The organism is Nocardioides sp. NPDC006303 (genome assembly GCF_040613175.1).
Classification (GTDB): domain Bacteria; phylum Actinomycetota; class Actinomycetes; order Propionibacteriales; family Nocardioidaceae; genus Nocardioides.
The window spans coordinates 31,701-50,934 of the sequence record NZ_JBEXRR010000015.1; the positions used below are offsets into that span (position 1 = coordinate 31,701).

At 70.0% G+C, this 19,234-nt stretch carries 15 protein-coding genes; 6 read left to right on the plus strand and 9 right to left on the minus strand.

The features are described 5' to 3' along the window. Window positions 1-2: 2 nt before the first annotated feature. A complete protein-coding gene (locus ABZY89_RS13610; RefSeq protein WP_355227887.1) occupies window positions 3-2,753 on the minus strand; it encodes an AAA family ATPase in 2,751 nt (916 codons plus the stop codon). 581 nt (window positions 2,754-3,334) lie between these two features. Here ABZY89_RS13610 and leuS point away from each other — a divergent pair. The 5 genes from leuS to holA all read left to right on the plus strand — a co-directional run bounded on the left by leuS (window position 3,335) and on the right by holA (window position 11,048). Next, complete coding sequence (leuS, locus tag ABZY89_RS13615; RefSeq protein ID WP_355227889.1) at window positions 3,335-5,818, plus strand: leucine--tRNA ligase; 2,484 nt, start codon at window positions 3,335-3,337, stop codon at window positions 5,816-5,818. A gap of 51 nt (window positions 5,819-5,869) precedes the next feature. After that, complete coding sequence (locus ABZY89_RS13620; protein ID WP_355227891.1) at window positions 5,870-6,730, plus strand: DegV family protein; 861 nt, start codon at window positions 5,870-5,872, stop codon at window positions 6,728-6,730. Between the two features lie 126 nt (window positions 6,731-6,856). Continuing rightward, the gene (locus tag ABZY89_RS13625) at window positions 6,857-7,750 is read left to right on the plus strand and encodes a helix-hairpin-helix domain-containing protein (RefSeq protein WP_355227893.1); all 894 of its coding nucleotides are present in this window, start codon (window positions 6,857-6,859) and stop codon (window positions 7,748-7,750) included. Then, window positions 7,747-10,035 (plus strand): ComEC/Rec2 family competence protein, encoded by a 2,289-nt coding sequence (locus tag ABZY89_RS13630; protein ID WP_355227895.1) that lies wholly within the window; start codon window positions 7,747-7,749, stop codon window positions 10,033-10,035. Before ABZY89_RS13625 ends, ABZY89_RS13630 begins: the two co-directional genes overlap by 4 nt. 29 nt (window positions 10,036-10,064) lie before the next feature. Then, window positions 10,065-11,048: a DNA polymerase III subunit delta gene (gene holA, locus ABZY89_RS13635; RefSeq protein ID WP_355227896.1), complete on the plus strand. Its 984-nt coding sequence runs from the start codon at window positions 10,065-10,067 to the stop codon at window positions 11,046-11,048. A gap of 189 nt (window positions 11,049-11,237) precedes the next feature. On the opposite strand, the gene rpsT is transcribed toward holA, so the two are convergent. Beyond that, the gene (gene rpsT / locus ABZY89_RS13640) at window positions 11,238-11,498 is read right to left on the minus strand and encodes a 30S ribosomal protein S20 (protein WP_355227897.1); all 261 of its coding nucleotides are present in this window, start codon (window positions 11,496-11,498) and stop codon (window positions 11,238-11,240) included. A gap of 310 nt (window positions 11,499-11,808) precedes the next feature. Between rpsT and ABZY89_RS13645 the strand changes: the two genes are divergently transcribed. Next, window positions 11,809-13,668 (plus strand): long-chain fatty acid--CoA ligase, encoded by a 1,860-nt coding sequence (locus ABZY89_RS13645; protein ID WP_355227899.1) that lies wholly within the window; start codon window positions 11,809-11,811, stop codon window positions 13,666-13,668. 4 nt (window positions 13,669-13,672) lie between these two features. Here ABZY89_RS13645 and ABZY89_RS13650 read toward each other — a convergent pair whose 3' ends face one another. From ABZY89_RS13650 to ABZY89_RS13680, 7 genes are read right to left on the minus strand one after another with little or no spacing between them, the layout of a single operon-like run. Next, window positions 13,673-14,617: a hypothetical protein gene (locus tag ABZY89_RS13650; RefSeq protein WP_355227901.1), complete on the minus strand. Its 945-nt coding sequence runs from the start codon at window positions 14,615-14,617 to the stop codon at window positions 13,673-13,675. 56 nt (window positions 14,618-14,673) lie between these two features. After that, window positions 14,674-15,729, minus strand: coding sequence for a hypothetical protein (locus ABZY89_RS13655; RefSeq protein WP_355227903.1), 1,056 nt, complete (start codon window positions 15,727-15,729; stop codon window positions 14,674-14,676). A 21-nt stretch (window positions 15,730-15,750) separates the two neighbouring features. Then, the gene (locus tag ABZY89_RS13660) at window positions 15,751-16,248 is read right to left on the minus strand and encodes a DUF4919 domain-containing protein (protein ID WP_355227905.1); all 498 of its coding nucleotides are present in this window, start codon (window positions 16,246-16,248) and stop codon (window positions 15,751-15,753) included. Then, on the minus strand, window positions 16,245-17,315 hold the full coding sequence (locus tag ABZY89_RS13665; protein WP_355227907.1) for a hypothetical protein: 1,071 nt from the start codon (window positions 17,313-17,315) through the stop codon (window positions 16,245-16,247). Before ABZY89_RS13665 ends, ABZY89_RS13660 begins: the two co-directional genes overlap by 4 nt. After that, entirely contained in the window at window positions 17,315-17,812 is a 498-nt protein-coding gene (locus tag ABZY89_RS13670; protein ID WP_355227909.1) for a DUF4919 domain-containing protein, read from the minus strand. Before ABZY89_RS13670 ends, ABZY89_RS13665 begins: the two co-directional genes overlap by 1 nt. Further along, window positions 17,809-18,864, minus strand: a complete 1,056-nt coding sequence (locus tag ABZY89_RS13675; protein ID WP_355227911.1) for a hypothetical protein — start codon at window positions 18,862-18,864, stop codon at window positions 17,809-17,811. The genes ABZY89_RS13670 and ABZY89_RS13675 overlap by 4 nt, the downstream gene beginning before the upstream one ends. Next, a complete protein-coding gene (locus ABZY89_RS13680; protein WP_355227913.1) occupies window positions 18,864-19,166 on the minus strand; it encodes a hypothetical protein in 303 nt (100 codons plus the stop codon). Before ABZY89_RS13680 ends, ABZY89_RS13675 begins: the two co-directional genes overlap by 1 nt. Between the last annotated feature and the right edge of the window lie 68 nt (window positions 19,167-19,234).

The following is a 19,234-nucleotide window of genomic DNA, read 5'->3' on the forward strand; positions in this document are numbered from 1 at the left end:
CCCTAGGCGTTCAGGCGGTCGGTCAGCTGGCGGCGAGAGGAGATGCCGAGCTTCTGGAAGACCTTCCGCAGGTGGTAGTCGACGGTGTTCGGGCTGATGAACAGGTTGGCGGCGATCTCGGCGTTGGTACGCCCGGACGCGGCCAGGCGCGCGATCGTGTGCTCCTGGGTGGTGAGCTCCAGCGGCGGGGCCGCCTCGGCGTTCACGACCTCGTCGGTCCGGACGCCGAGGACCTCGAGCTCGGCGAGAGCTCGCGGGACGAAGATCTCGGCGCCGCTGTGGCGCAGGTGCCGCAGCGCGAGCCGGAGCTGCTCGGCCGCCTCGCGGCGGCGCCGGAGGCGACGGAGCCACTCGCCGTAGAGCAGGTACGACCGGCCGAGCTCGGTCTCGGCCAGCGTCTTGTGCAGGGCCGCGATCGAGGCGAGGTAGTGGGCCTCCGCCTCGTCGTCCGGGCTCACCAGAGCGAGCGCACGCTCGGCTGCCCCCTCGCACCACGGCATGCCGTTCACCGCCGCCCGGCTCGCCAGGTCCTGAGCGACTCGCTGTGCGACGTCTGGGTGGCCGGAGCGTACGGCAGACTCGACGAAGTCGGCGTACCAGATCGGGGTGACCTGAAGGAACGGCTCCTCGACCAGCGGCTTGTGGCGCTGGTAGGCGTCCTGGTAGCGCCGGTCCGCGAGGTCACGCGCGACCAGACCCTCGATCCCCGAGAACTGTACGCCGCCGAACCCGACTGCGCCGGCGCCGTCTGCGACGGCCTCCACCAGCTCGCGCGGCTCGCCGGACCAGGCCATCACCGCGACGTTGGGCACGTTCGCGTCCCCGTAGCCCATCGCGACCCGTACCTCCCGATGCGTCTCCACGTAGCGGCCGGCCCGGTGCAGGGAGCCGCCGTAGACCTCGCAGAGCGCCATGATCCACAGCAGCGTGTCGAGCACGAGCAGGGCGCCTCGGTCGCGTGCGGCCCGTGCGGCGCGGTCGAGGCCGGCGGCTCGGCCCTCGTCGTCCCACAGGTAGGCACCGAGGCCGCCGATCACGCTGCCGAAGTACATGATCTCGTCATCGGGCAGGGCGAGCACCGCGTCGAACGCCGCGCGAACCTTCGGGTGCGCCGTGTCGTACGGCTCCAGGATCAAGGCGGCCAGCCCGCGCAGCACGACCGACCACCGGCCGTCCAGGTCCGCGCCGGCGAGCATCCGCCGGCCCAGCTCGGCCTGGGTCACGCCGGTCATGAGCCGGTCGGCGCTCGCGCATCGGTCGAAGGCCCGGAGGAGGGCGTCCTGCTCGCGTACGTCATCGAGCCCGTGGAAGAGATCGGCGGCCCGCAGGTGGTCGGCCGCTCCGCTCATCACCCCGTCCCGTTCGGCGCGAAGCAGCGTCAGCGAGCTGCGGATGAGCAGCGCGCGGCCTCGGGTGACGGTGCCGGCGGACTCCTCGTCGAGGTCTTCGACGAGCCGCTGCGAGAGGTGCGCGGCGCCGACGGCCAGCGCCGCCTCCGCGGCGCCGACCTGCCGCACGGCTCGTGCCTCGCCCGGCGGGCTCAGCTCGGCTGCACGGGCGAGCAGACGCGCACAGGAGACGAGGCCGCCGCGACGGGCCGCCAGGTCCGCGGTCAGGTCCAACCGTGCGGCGACCTCCTCGTCGGTCCCGACGACGCCCCGCGCCGCGTGCCACGCTTCCGCCTCGGTCAGGTCCGCCCGGTCGGCGGCGTGCGCGAGGGCACGGTGGACCCGGCGTCGGTCGACGCCCGAGGCCGCGTTGTAGACCGCCGAGCGCACCAGGGGATGGCGGAACCGTACGGTCGGGCTGAGCTGGACGAGCCCGGCGACCTCGGCGCGGTCGGCGTCGTCGAGGGTGAGGCCGAGCTCTGCGCCCGCAGCGGCGAGCAGGTCGATGTTGCCGGTCGAGTCCGCCGCGGCCAGCAGCGCCCAGGTCTGGACCGCCTGGTCGGCCTGGCGTACGCGGCGTACGTAGTGGGCCTCGAGGTGGCGGCCGACGGGGACGGGCTCGCCGGCCATGCCCAGGTCCGGCAGCTCGTGGACCAGCGACTCGCCCGCTAGGTCGATCAGGGCGAGCGGGTTGCCGCCGGTGGCCTGGGCGATCGCCAGGGCCACCGACGGCGGGAGCGGTTCCGCCGCCGCGCGATTCAGCAGCCGCACGGAGGCGTCGGTGTCCAGGCCGGTCAGCGCGAGCTGGGGTACGCCACCGAGGTGATCGGCCAGGCCGGCCTCGTCGCGGCCGGCGAACACGACCGCGACGCGCTCGACCGCGATCCTGCGGGCCACGAACGCCAGCGCGTCCAGGCTCTCCGGATCGAGTAGGTGGGCGTCGTCGATCGTGCAGACGATGCCGTGCCCGTTGCTCGCGGCGGCCAGCAGCCCGAGGACCCCGAGGCCGACCAGGTAGCGGTCGGGCGGCGGTCCCTCCGCCTCGCCCGAGGCGACGAGCAGGGCGCGGCGCTGCTGCTCCGGGAGCGTCTCGCACTCGGGGTGCAGCGACGTCACCAGCCGCTGGACCGCGGCGAACGCCATGTCGGACTCGGACTCGTAGCCGTCGAGCCGGACCACCCGAAGGCTCGTGCCAGTGGTGGCTGCGGCGAGCAGCGCGGACTTGCCCATGCCCGGTTCGCCGAGGACGGCGATCGACCCGCCCTTGCCGTTCCGCGTACGGCTCAGCAGTGCGGCCAGGCGTACCTGCTCCGGGTCTCGGCCGACGAGGGCGGCTTGGTGCTGCTGCTCGGGGGCGCTCTGCACGAGGACGACGCTAGCTACCGGGGTGGGTATGTCGCATGACCCAAATGGACGACAACCCGGGGGATGTTCGGGGCGCCGCCGGGAATGCGAGAGCCCCTACGACCAGGCCGTAGGGGCTCCGAAGTTTGGACTCCGCTGCTCGGAGCGTTCCTTGGATGAGATGGGGGGGTCCTCATTCACGACCGACATCACGAGCAGCGGAGCGCCGCCAGTCTGGCACGCTCAGATGTGCCCTCGCAATAGGTGAACGCCCCTCCGAGCCTATTTTCTGTCGGTCGATCTGCAGGGCGGAACACATGGACTATGGAAAGTACTAGACCAGAGGATTTGGACCGTACTTTCCAGGTCCTCTGACCTAGACGGACCATGCCCGCGTACGGGGTCGCGAATGACGGTGGCCGCGGTGGTCGGCTACCCTGGACATATGCAGATGTCTGTCCTGCTTCTTAGGCAGCCGCGCTGGCCCTGAGGGACACACCCCGGTCACGCGGCTACCCCTCCATGTGAGGGGCCCTTCTCATTTGTAGGGCTTCTTTCAGAAGCAGTCTCGACGCACGACACTCGACAAGGACGAAAGACCAATGACGCAGGAGCAGGCCGAGCACGCGACGTACGACGTCAACGAGCTGCAGGACAAGTGGCGCCCCATCTGGGAGAAGCTGGAGCCGTTCAAGGCGGGCCAGCGCGAGGGGGCCGAGAAGCGCTACGCGCTCACGATGTTCCCCTACCCGTCCGGTGACCTGCACATGGGCCACGCCGAGGTGACCGCGCTGCACGACGTGCTGGCCCGCTACTGGTGGCTGAAGGGCTTCGACGTCCTGAACCCGATCGGCTGGGACTCCTTCGGCCTGCCTGCCGAGAACGCCGCGATCAAGCGCAACGAGAATCCCGCCGGCTGGACCTACGCCAACATCGAGACCCAGGCGGAGTCGTTCAAGCGCTACGGCATCTCCTTCGACTGGTCGCGCCGTCTGCACACCTCCGACCCGGAGTACTACAAGTGGACGCAGTGGATCTTCCTGAAGCTGTACGAGGCCGGCCTGGCCTACCGCAAGAAGTCGCCGGTCAACTGGTGCCCCAACGACCAGACCGTGCTGGCCAACGAGCAGGTCGTCAACGGCGAGTGCGAGCGCTGCGGCGCGGTGGTCACCAAGCGTGACCTGACGCAGTGGTACTTCAAGACCACGGCTTATGCCGAGGAGCTCTACAACGGCCTGGACCAGCTGCAGGACACCTGGATCGGCAAGGTCGTCAACATGCAGCGCAACTGGATCGGCCGGTCCGAGGGCGCGCACGTCGACTTCGAGATCTCGCTGACCTCCGGTGAGACCAAGAAGGTCACGGTCTTCACAACCCGTCCGGACACGCTGTACGGGGCGACCTTCATGGTCGTCGCCGCCGACGCGGAACTGGCTGCCGAGATCGTGGCGCCGGACCGGGCCGCTGCGCTGGAGGGCTACCTGGAGGACGTACGCAAGGCCTCCGACATCGACCGGCTGGCGACCGACCGTCCCAAGACCGGTGTCGACCTGGGCGTCACCGCGACCAACCCCGTCAACGGCGAGCAGATCCCGGTGTGGGCGGCCGACTACGTGCTGGCCGACTACGGCACCGGCGCCGTGATGGCCGTCCCGGCCCACGACCAGCGCGACCTGGACTTCGCCAAGGCGTTCTCGCTGCCGGTGCGCCGCGTGGTGGACGTGCCGGGCGCGGAGAACCCCGAGGAGACGTACGTCGCGACCGCGGGTGACGGCGCGTACGTGAACTCGCCGGAGCTGGAGGGCGTCGCCGACAAGGCGAGCGGCATCCACAAGATCATCGAGAAGCTGGAGGCCGAGGGCCACGGCAAGGGCACGATCAACTACCGGCTGCGTGACTGGCTGCTGTCGCGGCAGCGCTACTGGGGCGCGCCGATCCCGATCGTCCACTGCCCGGTCGATGGTGAGGTGGCGGTGCCGGACGACCAGCTGCCGGTGCAGCTGCCCGATCTGGCCGGAGCTGACCTGAAGCCGAAGGGTGTCTCGCCGCTGGCGGCGGCCTCCGAGTGGGTCAACGTGTCGTGCCCGAAGTGTGGCGGTCCGGCCACGCGTGACTCGGACACGATGGACACCTTCGTGGACTCGTCGTGGTACTTCCTGCGCTACCTGACGCCCAACGACGAGACCCAGGCGTTCGACTCGAAGCTGGCCTCGGAGTGGGGCCCGGTCGACTTCTACCTGGGCGGCGACGAGCACGCTGTGCTGCACCTGATGTACGCGCGGTTCTTCACCAAGGCGCTGCGCGACATCGGCCTGATCGACTGGGACGAGCCGTTCTCGGCGTACCTGTCGCAGGGCAAGGTCATCAACGGCGGCAAGAAGATGTCGAAGTCGCTGGGCAACGGTGTGAACCTGTCGGACGTGCTGGAGGAGTTCGGTGTCGACGCGACCCGGCTGACTCTGGTCTTCGCCTCCCCGCCGGAGGACAACATCGACTGGGCCGACGTCTCGCCGGCGGGTTCGGTGAAGTTCCTGCAGCGGGCCTGGCGCCTGGCCGGAGACGTGACGTCGTCCCCGGGTGCCGACGTCTCCGGTGGAGACGTCGCGCTGCGGCGTACGACTCACAAGACCATCGCCGAGGCCGAGCAGCTGATCGAGTCCTACCGGTTCAACGTGGTCGTGGCTCGCGTGATGGAGCTGGTCAACGCGACGCGGAAGGCGATCGACTCCGGTGTCGGACCTGCCGACCCCGCCGTACGTGAGGCCGCGGAGACGGTCGCGATCCTGCTCTCGCTGGTCGCGCCCTACACCGCCGAGGAGATGTGGGAGCGTCTGGGGCACGAGCCGACGGTTGCGCGGGTTGCGTGGCCGGCGGCCGAGCCCCACCTGCTCGTGGAGGACTCGGTGACGGCAGTGGTCCAGATCAAGGGCAAGGTGCGTGCGCGCCTGGAGGTCTCGCCCTCGATCTCCGAGGCCGACCTGGAGGCAGCGGCGCTGGCCGACCCGACGATCGCGGCCGCGATCGAGGGTCAGACCGTACGCAAGGTCATCGTCCGCGCGCCGAAGCTCGTCAACATCGTCGTCTGAACGGATCGGCTCGCGCTGTCGGGGCGATGGGTCGATCTGTAGGCTTCTGACATGGCCCGGGTAGCGATCGTGACCGACTCGACCGCGATGCTTCCATCCGATCTCGGGGATGCCACGGAGCTGATCACCTCGGTGCCGTTGCAGGTGATCGTGGATGGGACGTCGTACGACGACGGGGTGGAGGAGACGTCGCCCGAAGCGCTGCTGGCGGCGTTGGCGGCGCACAAGACGGTGACGACCTCCCGGCCCTCGCCGGCACTTCTGGCGGAGGTCTACGAAAAGCTCGCGGCGCAGGGCTTCGAGGAGATCGTCTCCATCCACCTCTCCGCGGAGCTGAGCGCGACGTGCGAGTCCTCGATGCTCGCGGCGCGGGAGGCTCCGGTGCCGGTGATCACCGTGGACACACGGCAGGTCGGACCCGGGGTCGGGTTCGCGGTTCTGGCTGCCGCGGAGGTGGCCGGGCGCGGCGGAAGCGCTGCAGAGGCGCGCGAGGCCGCGCTGGCGCGGGTCGCCGCCACTCGTTCCTACTTCTACGTCGACACGCTCGAATACCTGCGCCGCGGCGGGCGGATCGGAGCCGCTGCCGCCCTGCTCGGGACGGCGCTGGCGGTCAAGCCGCTGCTCACGATCGAGGACGGGCGGGTCGTTCCGCACGAGCGGGTGCGTACGGCTGAGCGGGCGATCGCGCGGCTGCAGGCGCTCGGGGTCGAGGCGAGCGAGGACGCGGACGCTGTCGAGATCGTCGTCGCTCACCTGGGCAGCCCGGACCGGGCGGCCGCGATGACCGAGGGGCTCTGCGCCGAGCTGGACGGCAAGATCAACGGCGACGTACGCGTCGGGGTGCTGGGCGCGGTGCTCGGTGCGCATGTCGGGCCCGGGTGTGTGGCGGTCGTCGTGGGGCCCAAGCTCTGATTCTGGGCCTGATCTGTGCCTGATTCCGGGCCGGTTACCGTCCACAGGGACGGTTGAGGATCGGGTTGTCCACAGGCGCTGAGAACGCGCTCGGAAGCGTCGGCGCGGGCGCATACCTTCGGCGTCATGCGGACCCGACCGACCTCTGATCACGCCGATGCCGTCGCCCGGCGGCTGGAGCAGCTGCGCGCCGAGCTCGACCCGCCGGGGGAGGAGGACGAGGGCGAGGAGGAGGGCTGGCAGCCGCCGTGGTGGGACGGGCCGCGCGCGACCGACACCGCGGAGCTGGATCCGTTGGTGCCGGTCCCGGGACGCCACGCGTCTCGGCGTCAGGTCGTGATCTCGCCTGATGCGGTGCTGCCCGAGCCGCTGCGCGGGCGGGTGACCCTCGGTCCTTGGCATCTGGTCGTCGTCTCGCTGGTGCTGGTCGCCGGGTTGGCGGTGGCCTGCTGGTGGATGATCCGCGCCGACCCGGAGGTGGTGCCGGCCGCCCGGGCCTCGCCCTCGGCCTCCCCGCTGGTCGCGCTGCCGACCGCCTCGGTGGCGCCCGGGAGCGCGGCCGCGGTGCCGTCGGGCGGGGCGTCGGCCGGGACGGTGACGGTCGACGTGGAGGGCAAGGTGCCCAAGCCCGGCATCGTCGTGCTGCCGGTCGGCTCGCGGGTGGTGGATGCCGTCGAGGCCGCCGGTGGGGCCCCTCACAAGCAGCTCGCCGGGCTCAACCTCGCTGCTCTGCTCAGCGACGGTCAGCAGATCGTGGTCGGTGCGCCCAACGGGGGAGTGGGTGCTGCGGCCGCCGGCTCCGGTGGTCCGGCGGCTGGGGCGCCGGGGGCGGGAGTGAGCCTCAACACCGCCTCGTTGGAAGAGCTGGAGACGTTGCCCGGGGTGGGCCCGGTGACGGCGCAGGCGATCATCGACTGGCGCACCACCAACGGCGCGTTCACCTCCGTCGACGAGCTGCTCGAGGTCGACGGGATCGGACCGAAGACCTACGACTCGCTGGCACCGCTGGTCACGTTGTGAACGACCTGCGACTGCCGCTTCTCGGGGCCGGTGCGTGGGCGGGGGCGTTGGCCGGGCCGGTGGTGGTGGCCGGCGGACGCTCCGCGGTGGTTCTGATGGTGCTCCTCGCCGCGGTCCTCGGCATCGGCGGTGGATGGGCCGTTCGGAAGCGCCGCCCGACGGCGCTGGCGTTGGTGCTGATGGTCGCCGGGACCGCCGTCGTCGCGGGCCTGCACGCCGCCCGGGTCAGCGACAACCCGGTCGCGGACCTGGCCATGCGCAAGGCGCAGGTGCGGGTGATCGCCACCGTGACCACCGACCCGAAGGAGGTGACGGGTCAGCATGGGACGTACCAGCTCCGGCGCGCCAGCGTGCGGGAGATCAGGGGCCGTGGGGTGGTTTACAGGCTGCGTACGCCGGTGGTCGTGCTCGGCGACGACGCGTGGGCGGACATCCCGCTGGGAGCGACGGTGTCGACGACCGGACGGCTGGGGAAGAGTGACTCCCACGAGGAGTCCGCGCTGCTGATCGCCGGCCCTCCGCGAGTCGTCGCCGGTCCAGGGATCTGGTGGCGATCCTCGGAGACGCTGCGTGCCTCGATCCGGGACGCCGTGGCACACCGGCCACCGGACCAGGCGGCATTGGTCCCGGCGCTGGTCGACGGTGACGACACCGGCCTCTCCGACGACCTCGCCGACGACTTCCGTACGACCGGGCTCACCCACCTGCTCGCGGTCTCCGGCACCAACCTGACCCTGGTGGTCGGCTTCCTGCTGATCGTGGCCCGCTGGGCAGGGGTGCGGGGGAGAGGGCTGTACGCCGTCGGGGTGCTCGGCATCCTCGGGTTCATCGTGCTGGCCCGCACCGAGCCGAGCGTGGTGCGGGCCGCCGCGATGGGTGCGGTCGGACTGCTGGCGATGACGCACAACGGACGCCAGCGAGCGTTGCGTGGGCTCGGCGCGGCGGTGATCGGGCTGCTGCTGATCGACCCCGGGCTGGCGACCTCGATCGGGTTCACCCTCTCGGTCCTGGCCACGGCCGGCATCCTGCTCTTCGGGCCACCGTGGCGCGACGCTCTGAGACGTTGGATGCCGCAGTGGTGCGCGGAGGCGATCGCGGTCCCGGCAGCGGCGCAGCTGGCCTGCACCCCGGTGGTCGCCGCCATCTCCGGCCAGGTCAGTCTCGTCGCGGTGCTCGCCAACCTGCTCGTCGAGCCCGCCGTCGCACCCGCGACGGTGCTCGGTCTCCTGGGAGGTCTGCTCGGGCTGGTGTGGGATCCGCTCGGCATGGTCGCGGGCACGATCGCCACCTGGTGCGTCGCCTGGATCATCGCGGTGGCCCGATTCGGCGCCGGGTTGCCGACCGCGGAGGTCGGCTGGGCGACCGGGCCGCTGGCCCTGGCGGCGCTCGTGGTCGTCTGTGCCGCGATCGCCTTCCTGGCGCCGCGGGTCTTGCGGCATCCGGTCACCGGAGTGGCCGGATGCCTGGTGCTGCTCGCGGTCGCGCTGGTGCGGCTGCCGAGCCCGGGCTGGCCACCACCGGGATGGGTGCTCGTGATGTGCGACGTCGGACAGGGAGACGCCCTGGTGGTGCGCACCGGGTCGGGGAGTGCCGTCGTCGTGGACGCCGGCCCCGATCCGGACCTCGTCGACGACTGTCTCGACCGCCTCGAGATCGAGGACGTTCCGCTCGCCGTGATCACCCACTTCCACGCCGACCACGTCAACGGTGTCGAAGGTGTCTTCACTGGGCGGCGGGTCGGTGAGCTGTGGACCTCGCGGCTCCAGGACCCGCCCGAGGGCGTACGGGTCCTCGGGGAGACGGCCGGTGCCGCCGGGGTGGTGCCGGTTCCGGCTCCCTACGCAGCCACGACCACGATCGGTGAGGTGCGGCTCCAGGTGCTCTGGCCGACGGGCGAGTCCGACACCCGCGGCCCCGGGGACGGCTCCACCGCCAATGACGCGAGCGTGGTTCTTCTCGTCGAGTCCCGCGGCCTGCGTCTGCTGCTGACCGGCGACATCGAGCCGGAGGGACAGGACCAGCTCGCCGACGACCTGGCCGAGCTCGACATCGACGTGCTCAAGGTGCCCCACCATGGCTCGCGCTATCAGGACCTCGACTGGCTGCGTACGCTGCGGGCGCAGGTCGCGCTCACCTCCGTCGGTGCCGGCAACGACTACGGCCACCCAGCCACCGCCACGGTCCAGGGGCTCGAGGAGAGCGGCACCAAGGTCTACCGCACCGACCGCGACGGCTCGGTCGCGGTCGTCGAGTCGGGAGGCGAGGCCGCCGTGGTGACGCGATAAGTGTCGGTGCCGTGTGGGAGGGTTTGAGCATGGCACGCACCGCCTCCGCACCGAGCCCCACCGGCAACCTCTCGGCCTCCGACGTCCTGGGCCGGGTGACGCTGGTGACCGGCAAGGAGGAGTTCCTGGGGGAGCGTACGGTCAGGGCGGCAAAGGCCGCGGTGAAGGCCTACGACGCCGAGGCTGAGGTCTCCGAGGCGACCGCCGCTGACCTGACGCTGGCCACGCTCGGCGAGCTGAGCGCACCGTCGCTCTTCTCGAGCATCCGCTGCGTCGTGGTGCGCAACCTGGAGAACCTGCCGGACGAGTCGGTCGCGGGCCTGGTGGAGTACGCCGGCATGCCGTCGGAGGAGGTCGCGCTCGTCCTCGTCCACGGCGGTGGGCAGAAGGGAAGCGGCACGCTCGCCAAGCTCCGCAAGCTCCCGAAGGTGACCGAGCACAAGTCCGTCGAGCTGAAGGCGCGTGAGTTCGGCAGCTTTGTGAAGGCCGAGCTGCGGCTGCACGGAGCAAGCATCGACGAGGAGGGCGCCGACTTCCTGATCCAGGCCGTCGGCCAGGACCTCCGCTCCCTGGCGGCCGCGGCCAGCCAGCTCGCCGGAGACAACGAGGCGAAGCGACTCGGCCTGGATCACGTGAAGCAGTACTTCGGCGGCCGGGCCGAGGTCAAGAACTACGTCATCGCCGACGCGATCATCTCCGGCGACCGGGTCAAGGCCCTCGAAGAGATCCGCTGGGCGCTCGACACCGGCTCCTCCCCGGTCTATGTCCTCTCCGCCGTGGCCGGCCAGCTGCGCACCGTCGCCAACCACGTCGCCGGCATCCGCGACAGCGGCACCCCGCCCTGGAAGCAGAAGTCCATCGCCGGCCTCGCCCGCGGCTGGTCCCGCGAAGGCATCGGCGAGGCCCTCCGCTCGGTCGCCCGAGCCGACGCCGACCTCAAGGGCGCCGCCAGCGACCCGGCGTACACGCTCGAGCGCCTCGTCCTCACCATCGCCGCCCTCCGCCAGCGCTGACCCTCCCGAGCCGTCACCCCGGTCGGCCGAGGCGTCAACTAGGACGGCCGAGGCGTCAGGTGCGTCGGTCGAGACGGCATCACGGTGCCCACTCGGCCGACGCAAGCGCCCACTCGGCCGACGGGGGCGACGTCTCGGCAAATGAACAAAGCCCCCGTCGCGGAGGACGGGGGCTTCGGTGGGGCTACCTCAGAGGGAGGAAGCCTTCTTGGCGATCGCCGACTTGCGGTTCGCGGCCTGGTTCTTGTGGATGACGCCCTTGGAGGCGGCCTTGTCGAGCTTCTTGGTGGCGACCTTGGCGGTCTCGACCGCAGCGTCCTTCTCGCCGGCCTCGGCGGCGGCGTGGAACTTGCGGATGACGGTCTTGAGCTCGCTCTTGACGGCCTTGTTGCGCTCGTGCGCCTTCTCGTTCTGCTTGTTGCGCTTGATCTGCGACTTGATGTTCGCCATGGGTGAATAATCTCCAGTGCTTCGACGTGTGGTGGTGCGAGCTCTCAATCCGGCCCCTCGGGGAAAGTGAGAGGGGAGAGGCCTACGCGAACACGCTTGCGGTCAAGATTACAGACTCGCGTCGTTTGGCCTCAAATCGCCGTACCTCACGTAGCTACTCCGGGGTAGGCTGTGGTGATCTCGGTCACGAGATTTCCGACGGAACCCCCTGTTGCGGCTCGGCTCCAGCGTCTAGGGTCCCCCGCGCGGTCCCTCTCGTGCTAACCGCCCACCGTTCACCCCCACGCACACACTGCAGGCCAGGAGAATCATGCCGACCCAGTCCGCGATCGATCTCGCATTCCTCGACGAGATGCCGGCGAACTTCGCCCTTCACTTCCTCAACCGGGTCAAGGCGACCCCGAATGCGGAAGCGTTCCGCTACCCCGTGGTCGGCTCGACGACCGAGGCAGGCGGAGAGGAGTGGAAGTCGCTGACCTGGAAGGAGGCCAGCGACATGGCCAGCCGGCTCGCCGCGGGCCTCGTCTCGCTCGGCCTCGAGCTCGAGCAGCGGGTCGGCATCGCCTCGACCACCCGCTACGAGTGGATCATCGCCGACCTCGCGGTGATGCTCGCCGGTGGCGCCACCACGACGGTCTATCCGACGACCAACGTCGACGACACCGCCTACATCCTCGGTGACGCCGAGTGCCGCTTCGTCTTCGCCGAGGACGACGGTCAGCTCGCCAAGATCGCCGACAGGGCCGCCGACCTGCCCGAGATCGTCAAGGTGATCACCTTCGACGGCGCGACCGACGGCGAGCGGGTCATCGGCCTGGACGACCTCGCGGCCATCGGCGACAAGTACCTCGCCGACCACCCGGACCTGATCGAGGAGACCGCCGCCAAGATCACCGCGGACCACCTGGCCACCCTGGTCTACACCTCGGGCACCACTGGCCGGCCGAAGGGTGTGCGCCTGCTCCACCGCGCCTGGGTCTACGAGGGCGAGGCCGTCCGGGTCCAGGGCGACGTGCTCGGCCCCGACGACCTGCAGTTCCTGTGGCTGCCGATGTCGCACGTCTTCGGCAAGGTGCTGCTCTCGATCCAGATCGCCTGCGGCTTCCCGACCGCGATCGATGGCCGGATGGACAAGATCGTCGACAACCTGGCGATCGTGAAGCCGACCTTCATGGGCGCCGCCCCGCGCATCTTCGAGAAGGTGCACGCCAAGATCACGATGATGGTCGAGAACGACGGTGGTGTGAAGAAGAAGCTCTTCGACTCCGCCTTCGCCAACGGCATCGCCCGCGACCGGCTGCTGCGCGAGGGCAAGTCCGTGCCGACCTCGATGGCGCTCAAGCACGCCGTGCTCGACAAGCTGGTGCTCAGCAAGGTCCGTGACCGCTTCGGTGGCCGCGTACGTTTCTTCATCTCCGGCTCCGCCCCGCTCAACCGCGACATCGCCGAGTGGTTCCGGGCCGCGGGAATCCTCATCATGGAGGGCTACGGCTCGACAGAGAACGCCGCGGGCGCGTCCGTCGGCACCCTGACGGAGAACAAGCTCGGCACCGTCGGCAAGGCGTTCCCGGGCAGCGAGGTGAAGATCGGCGAGAACGACGAGCTGCTCATCCGCGGCCCGCACGTGATGCCGGGCTACCACAACCTGCCCGAGGAGACCGCCAAGGCGCTCGACGCCGAGGGCTGGTACCACACCGGTGACAAGGCCTCGATCGACGAGGAGGGCTACATCACCATCACCGGCCGGATCAAGGAGCTCTTCAAGACCTCGGGCGGGAAGTACGTCGCGCCGCCGGCGATCGAGTCGAAGTTCGCCGCGCTGTGCCCCTACACCAGCCAGTTCCTGGTCTTCGGTGCCAACCGCAACTTCGTCAGCGCCCTGATCGCCCTCGACCCCGAGTCGATCACCGCCTGGGGCGCCTCCCACGGTCTGGAGGGGAAGTCCTACGAGGAGATCGTCACCTCGCCGCAGGTGCGTGAGCTGATCGGCGGCTACGTCGACGAGCTCAACGCCGGCCTCAACCGCTGGGAGACCATCAAGAAGTGGGAGATCCTCGAGCACGACCTGACCGTCGAGGGCGGTGAGCTGACCCCGTCGCTGAAGGTGAAGCGCAACGTCGTGGAGGCGAAGGAGCAGGCGCGGATCGACGCGTTCTACGCCGGATCCTGATCCTCTACGCCGGTTCCTGATCCCAGGATCGGCGCTCCGCCAGCCAGTCCAGACACACCTCGCCCTGCCACCGCTGCATCCTGCGGAGGTGGGGCGAGGTCGTCTTGACCGGCTGGTCGGCGGCGGCCAGGAAGTAGCCGGCGAAGAGGGCCAGGACGGAGTCGATGGCCTCTGGTGCGGCCTGCGACAGCAGCGGATGGGTGGCCAGGAACGACTCGGCGTCGAGGCCGTCACCGCGCGGCCCGACCAGCAGCAGGAGCGAATCGATCCAGTCGGCGCCGAGGACCGGCCAGGTCCACTCGACCAGCAGGACGCCACCGTCGGGGCGGATGAGGATGGTGTCGTCGCGTACGTCCAGATGGACCAGCGTCTCGCCGGCGGTGTGCTCCACGAACCCGGCGGCGATCTCGGCCGCCCGCTCGGCGTGCGGGTAGCCGGCGACCCGGTCCCACAGGGCGGGGTACGAGGCGTGCTCCTCGGCGAAGGTCGGCCAGCCGATGCCCGGGGCCGGGGTGAGCGCGGCGGCGGTCTCGACCAGCGCCTGCGAGACGATCTCGAGGTCCGAGGGAGTCCAGGGCCGCGACGGCAGCCGCGACTCGATGTGCTCGAAGGCCAGGACCACCCACTCGCCGTCGTCGAACCACTTCAGCTTCGGGGCTGGGACCCAGCCGGCGAGCTTCTTCAGCTTCGCCGCCTCCTCCCGGTAGAGCGCCGCGGAGTCGCGCTGCGCCTTGGCGGAGGCCGCCTTCACGAAGTGCTGGGAGCCGTCCTGGCAGGTCAGCACCGAGGCGAATCCCGGCGTGAACCCGGCCCCGTGCGACTCCGCCGAGACCACGGGCCCACCGCCGAGCCGCTTCTCGATCGAGGACCGCAGGAACGGCGGCAGGTGGGGCCACTCCAGGCGGCGGGCGGTCTGCCCGTGCGGGATGTTCGTCGGGATCGCGCTCACGACCACATCCTTGTGTACGCCGGCCCGGATGCGCCAGCGCACCACGGCACGGGCAGCTAGGACATCGGCGGCTGGTCGAGCTGTGCGGCGGGCTTGCCGGTGGCGACGTCCCAGGCGGCGACGCCGTCCTCGGCCGACGCGGTGTAGAGGGTCTTGCCGTCAGGGCTGAAGATCACCTTCGAGCCAGACAACGGGGTCCGGACGAGGTCACGGGACTCGCCCGTACCGCCCAACGCCTTGGGTGCCCACAGGATCAGCCCGGCATCGTCGGTGTCGCTCGTGGCAGCCAGCGAGCGAGAGTCGGGGGAGAAGGCGACGGCGGCGACCGGGTGACCGGGAAGCGTCTCGGCGGCCTCGAGCGTCTCGGCGTCCCAGATCGTGGGGTAGCCCTCGGTGGTGACGCCGGCGATCCAGCGGCCGTCCGGGCTCCAGACCGGGGCGGCGCTGCCCGCGGCCGCGAGGGTGCCGACCTCGTCACCCGACTCGGCCTCGAGCACCGAGACGCTGTCGCCGGAGGCAACCGCCACCTGCTTGCTGTCGGGGCTGAAGGAGATCGATCCGACACCGTTGCCGAGATCGGTGCTCGCCACCTCGTCGCCGTCCTCGACCGACCAGATGATCAGGTCGCCCTCGAGCCCGGCGCCGGCGACGAGCTCGCCGTCGGGGCTGAACGCGATCTCGCCGACCGGGCTGGCGTCGGTGACCTTCGGGTTCGGCAGGCCCTCCAGCCGCTGGACCTGCTCGTCGCCGTCCACCTCGACCAGCGCGATGTCCGAGCAGCCGACCTTCCTTGCGACGAGTGTGAGGTCCGGGCTGATGGCTCCGTAGCCGGTCTCGGAGATCGACTCGTACGCACCACCGGCGGCGTTCCAGCGGCAGGTGCCGTCGGTGCAGCTGGCCACGACGTACTTCCCGTCCGGGCCGGCGACCAGCGAGCCGGCGTCGAGCCGCGACGGCATGACCGCGGCGGCCAGGCTGATCGAGCCGCCGGACGTCCCGAGCGCGGAGATGTCGCAGCCGTCCTGGTCGGGGTCGCCGGCGCACCCGGCCAGGAGCGCGGCGGCGAGCACGCCGATGAGCGGGACGCTGAGGACGTACGTTCGGGGTTTCATCGGTCCTTCTGGAGAGGTCGGTCAGGCGAACGAGGACACGTCGAAGTAGGCGACGGTGCCGTCGGTGCAGGTGAGGCGGTCGAGACGACGGCCTCCGGTCTCGACGAGATCCTGGCGGTCCCGGACCTTGTCGAGGGCTCGGAGCATGTCGTACTCGTCGTTGATACGCAGCACCGACCATGGATGTTGCTCGCTGCCGTCGCCGGTGGAGCGGATGCTTCGCAGCGCGGCCCCGGCGACCTGCCGCTCGCGGGCGGCGGCGCGCCCGTCGCCGGACTGCTCCAGCGCGGTGGCCATCCGCAGGTGGGCCGACGGGCTGAAGATCGCCCCCGGCATGGCCCGCCGCAGCTCGGCGGCGGCCGAGGCGTACGACCCCTCGGCGAGCAGCCTGTCGACCGAGTCGAGGTCGAGGTCGGGGGTGAAGTTGGCCGAGCCGCGGACCGCGCGGCGAAGCGGCCCGAGGGTCTCGGGGCCGGGGTCGTCGAGGTAGGCGGAGACCAGGTCGGCGTACGTCGTCATCGAGACTCCTCGAGAAGGCGGTTGAACTCCTCCTCGGTGAGGTTGTTCAGGTAGTCACGGCCGGAGTTGCGGGCGTCGACCTCGACGGGCTGGTTGTAGTAATCGTCGAAGGAGTCACCGTTGTCGGTGCTCTTGTAGTCGTCGAAGTTCTCCTCCCACTCCTCGGCCTGCCCCTCGCTGATCCCGTCTTCCTTGTGCTCGTCGAAGGGGTCGTCCTCCCACCAGAACTGCCAGTCGTTCTTGTCGTCGATGGCCTCGTGCTGGCGGCCGTGACGGACCTCGTGGGCGACGGTGTTGATCAGCTGGCCGGGGTCGTCGAGCACGTTGGGGTTGAGCGCCATCGTGGGCTCTTCGTCGTTCCAGTAGCCGTAGGTGATGCTGCCGTCGCTCCAGTCGTCGTTCTCCAGATCGGACCAGTCGATGGTGGGCATGTCGACACCGCTCTCCGCGGCGATCTTCTTGACCATCGCCTCCAGCACGGCCTTGCGCTCCTCGATGCTGAGCGTCTCCCACTGCTCCGCGATGGCCGGGTCGATGTTGCCGTACTCGTCGCCCTGCTCGTCGATGCCGGTCGGCAGGCCGCGGGCGAGGATCGCGTCGACGCCGACGGCCTTCGCCATTGCCTTCTCGATCTCGTCGGCGATCTCCTGGGCGACGTTCTGACGACTGTTGCCCCACTCCTCGGCCTCGAAGCGGCTCTTGAAGGTCGGCGGGGTGGCCGTGCTGGTCACCGTGCCGTCGTCAGCGACGTTGAACTCGTTCGTCTTGGCCCGGTCGAGGATGCCCTGGACGAGGCGCTCGATCGCCTCGACCTCGGGCTCGGCGGTGTAGAGCGCCTTCTGCATCTCCTGCTTGGCGGTGATGTGGCTGCTGAGGTTCTTGACCAGACCGTCGCGGTGCCCTCGGGCGGCGTCCGCTGCCATTCCGGTCCAGGACTTGGCCACGCCGTTGGCCTCGAGCTCGTCGCGGCTGGTCTCCAGCTTACGAAGATCGGCCTTGAGTCCGTCGCCGGCGTCACCCAGCGGTGCCGCCTTCCAGGTCTTGACCTGGCCGAACGTGATCGCCATCAGACGAGCGCGGTCGCGTCGAAGTGAACGAGGGTCCCGTCGGTGCAGGTGTGGCGGTCGATACGCCGCCCGTCGGCCTCCAGGAGATCCTGGCGGCCGGGGACCTTCTTGAGGGCGCGGAGCAGGTCGTACTCGTCGTTGATCCGCAGCACCGTCCAGGGATGCTCCTGGGTGCCGTCACCGGTCGCCCGGATGCTCCGCAGGGCGGCGCTGGCGACCTGGCGCTCGCGAGCGGCGGATCGCTCCTCACCGGAGCGCTCCAGGGCGGTCGCCAGGCGCAGGTGGGCAGACGGGCTGAAGATCGCCCCGGGCATGAGTGCCCGCAGCGCGGTCGCGGCCTGGGCGTACGCGCCCTCGTCGAGCAGCTTGTCGACGGCGCTGAGGTCGAGGTCGACGGTGAAGTTGGCGGAGTTGCGGACCGCACGGCGCAGCGGTGCCAGCGTCTCGGGGCCGGGGTCATCGAGGTAGGCGGTGACCAGGTCGGCGTACGTCGTCATTTCGACTCCTTCAGGAGGCGGTCGAGCTCAGCGGGCGTCAGGGTGTCGAGATACTCGCGACCGGACTTGCGGGCGTCGGCCTCGACGGGCTGGTTGTAGTACTCGTCGTAGGTGTCGCCGTTGTCGGTGCTCTTGTAGTCGTCGAAGTTCTCCTCCCACTCCTCGGCCTGCCCCTCGGTGATGCCGTCCTCCTCGTGCATGTCGAAGGGGTCGTCCTCCCACCAGAACTGGAAGTCGTTGTTGTCCTCGATCGCCTCGTACTGCCGGGCATGGCGCATCTCATGAGCCACGGTGTGCAGGATGTCGGGATCGTCGACGTTGCCCGGATTGAGGTGCACGGTGTGGTCGTCCTCGCTCCAGTAGCCGTTGGTGCTGCCCTGCGCGTCCCAGACGATGTCCTCGACATCGACGCCGTACTCCTTGGCGAGCTCCTCGATCTTCTGGTCGATGATCGCCTTGCGCTCGGCATCGGTGAGCTGGGCCCACCGCTCGGTGGTCTCGGGGGAGGCCATCCCGCGCTGATCGCGGGTCTGGTCGAGGTCCGCGTCGGTGCCGGCAGGGATGCCGTCGGTGAGGATCTGGTCGACGCCGGCTGCCTTGGCGAGGGCGTCGGAGACGTCGTCGGCGAGCTCCTGGGCGATGGTGTTGCGGCTGTTGCCCCATTCCTCGGCCTCGTAGCGGCTCTTGAAGGTGGGTGGCGTGGCGGTGCTGGTGACCGTGCCGTCGTCGGCGACGGTGAACTCGTTGGTCTTGGCGCGGTCCTGGATGCCTTGGACGAGGCGTTCGATGGCTTCGACCTGGGTCTCGGCGGAGTAGAGGGCTTTCTGCATACCCTGCTTGCCGGTGATGTGGGTGCTGAGGTTCTTGACCAGGGTGTCGCGGTGGCCGCGGGCGGCGTCGGCGGCGACACCGGTCCACGACTTGGCCACGCCGTTGGCCTCGAGCTCGTCGCGGCTGGTCTCCAGCTTGCGGAGGTCGGCCTTGAGGCCGTCGCCGGCGTCACCCAACGGTGCCGCTTTCCAGGTCTTGACCTGGCCGAACGTGATCGCCATCAGTTCGGGCCCATGACCTTTCCGCCCTTGTCTCCGGCGGCCTTGTCGGCGGCCTCGAACTCGTCGAGAGACTTCTGCATCTCCGCGGCGAGCTTCTGGGAACTGTCGGCCGCGGCCTTGGTCTCATCGGTCCAACGGGTGCCGAGATCGGACATGTAGGTGACCGACTCCGCCCCTGGGACCGCAGCGCCCGCCTTGCTCAGATAGCCGGCGGAATCGGCTTTGCGTACGGCGCTCTCGGCGTCCGTGGCGATGCCGATGGATGTCTTCATGTCCTTGGGGACGACATGAATTTCGCTCATGGTCTGCTGGTCCTCCTGGGCCCGAACGGGAGACGGCTAGGGCGTGTCTTCGTAGAGACACGCCCTAG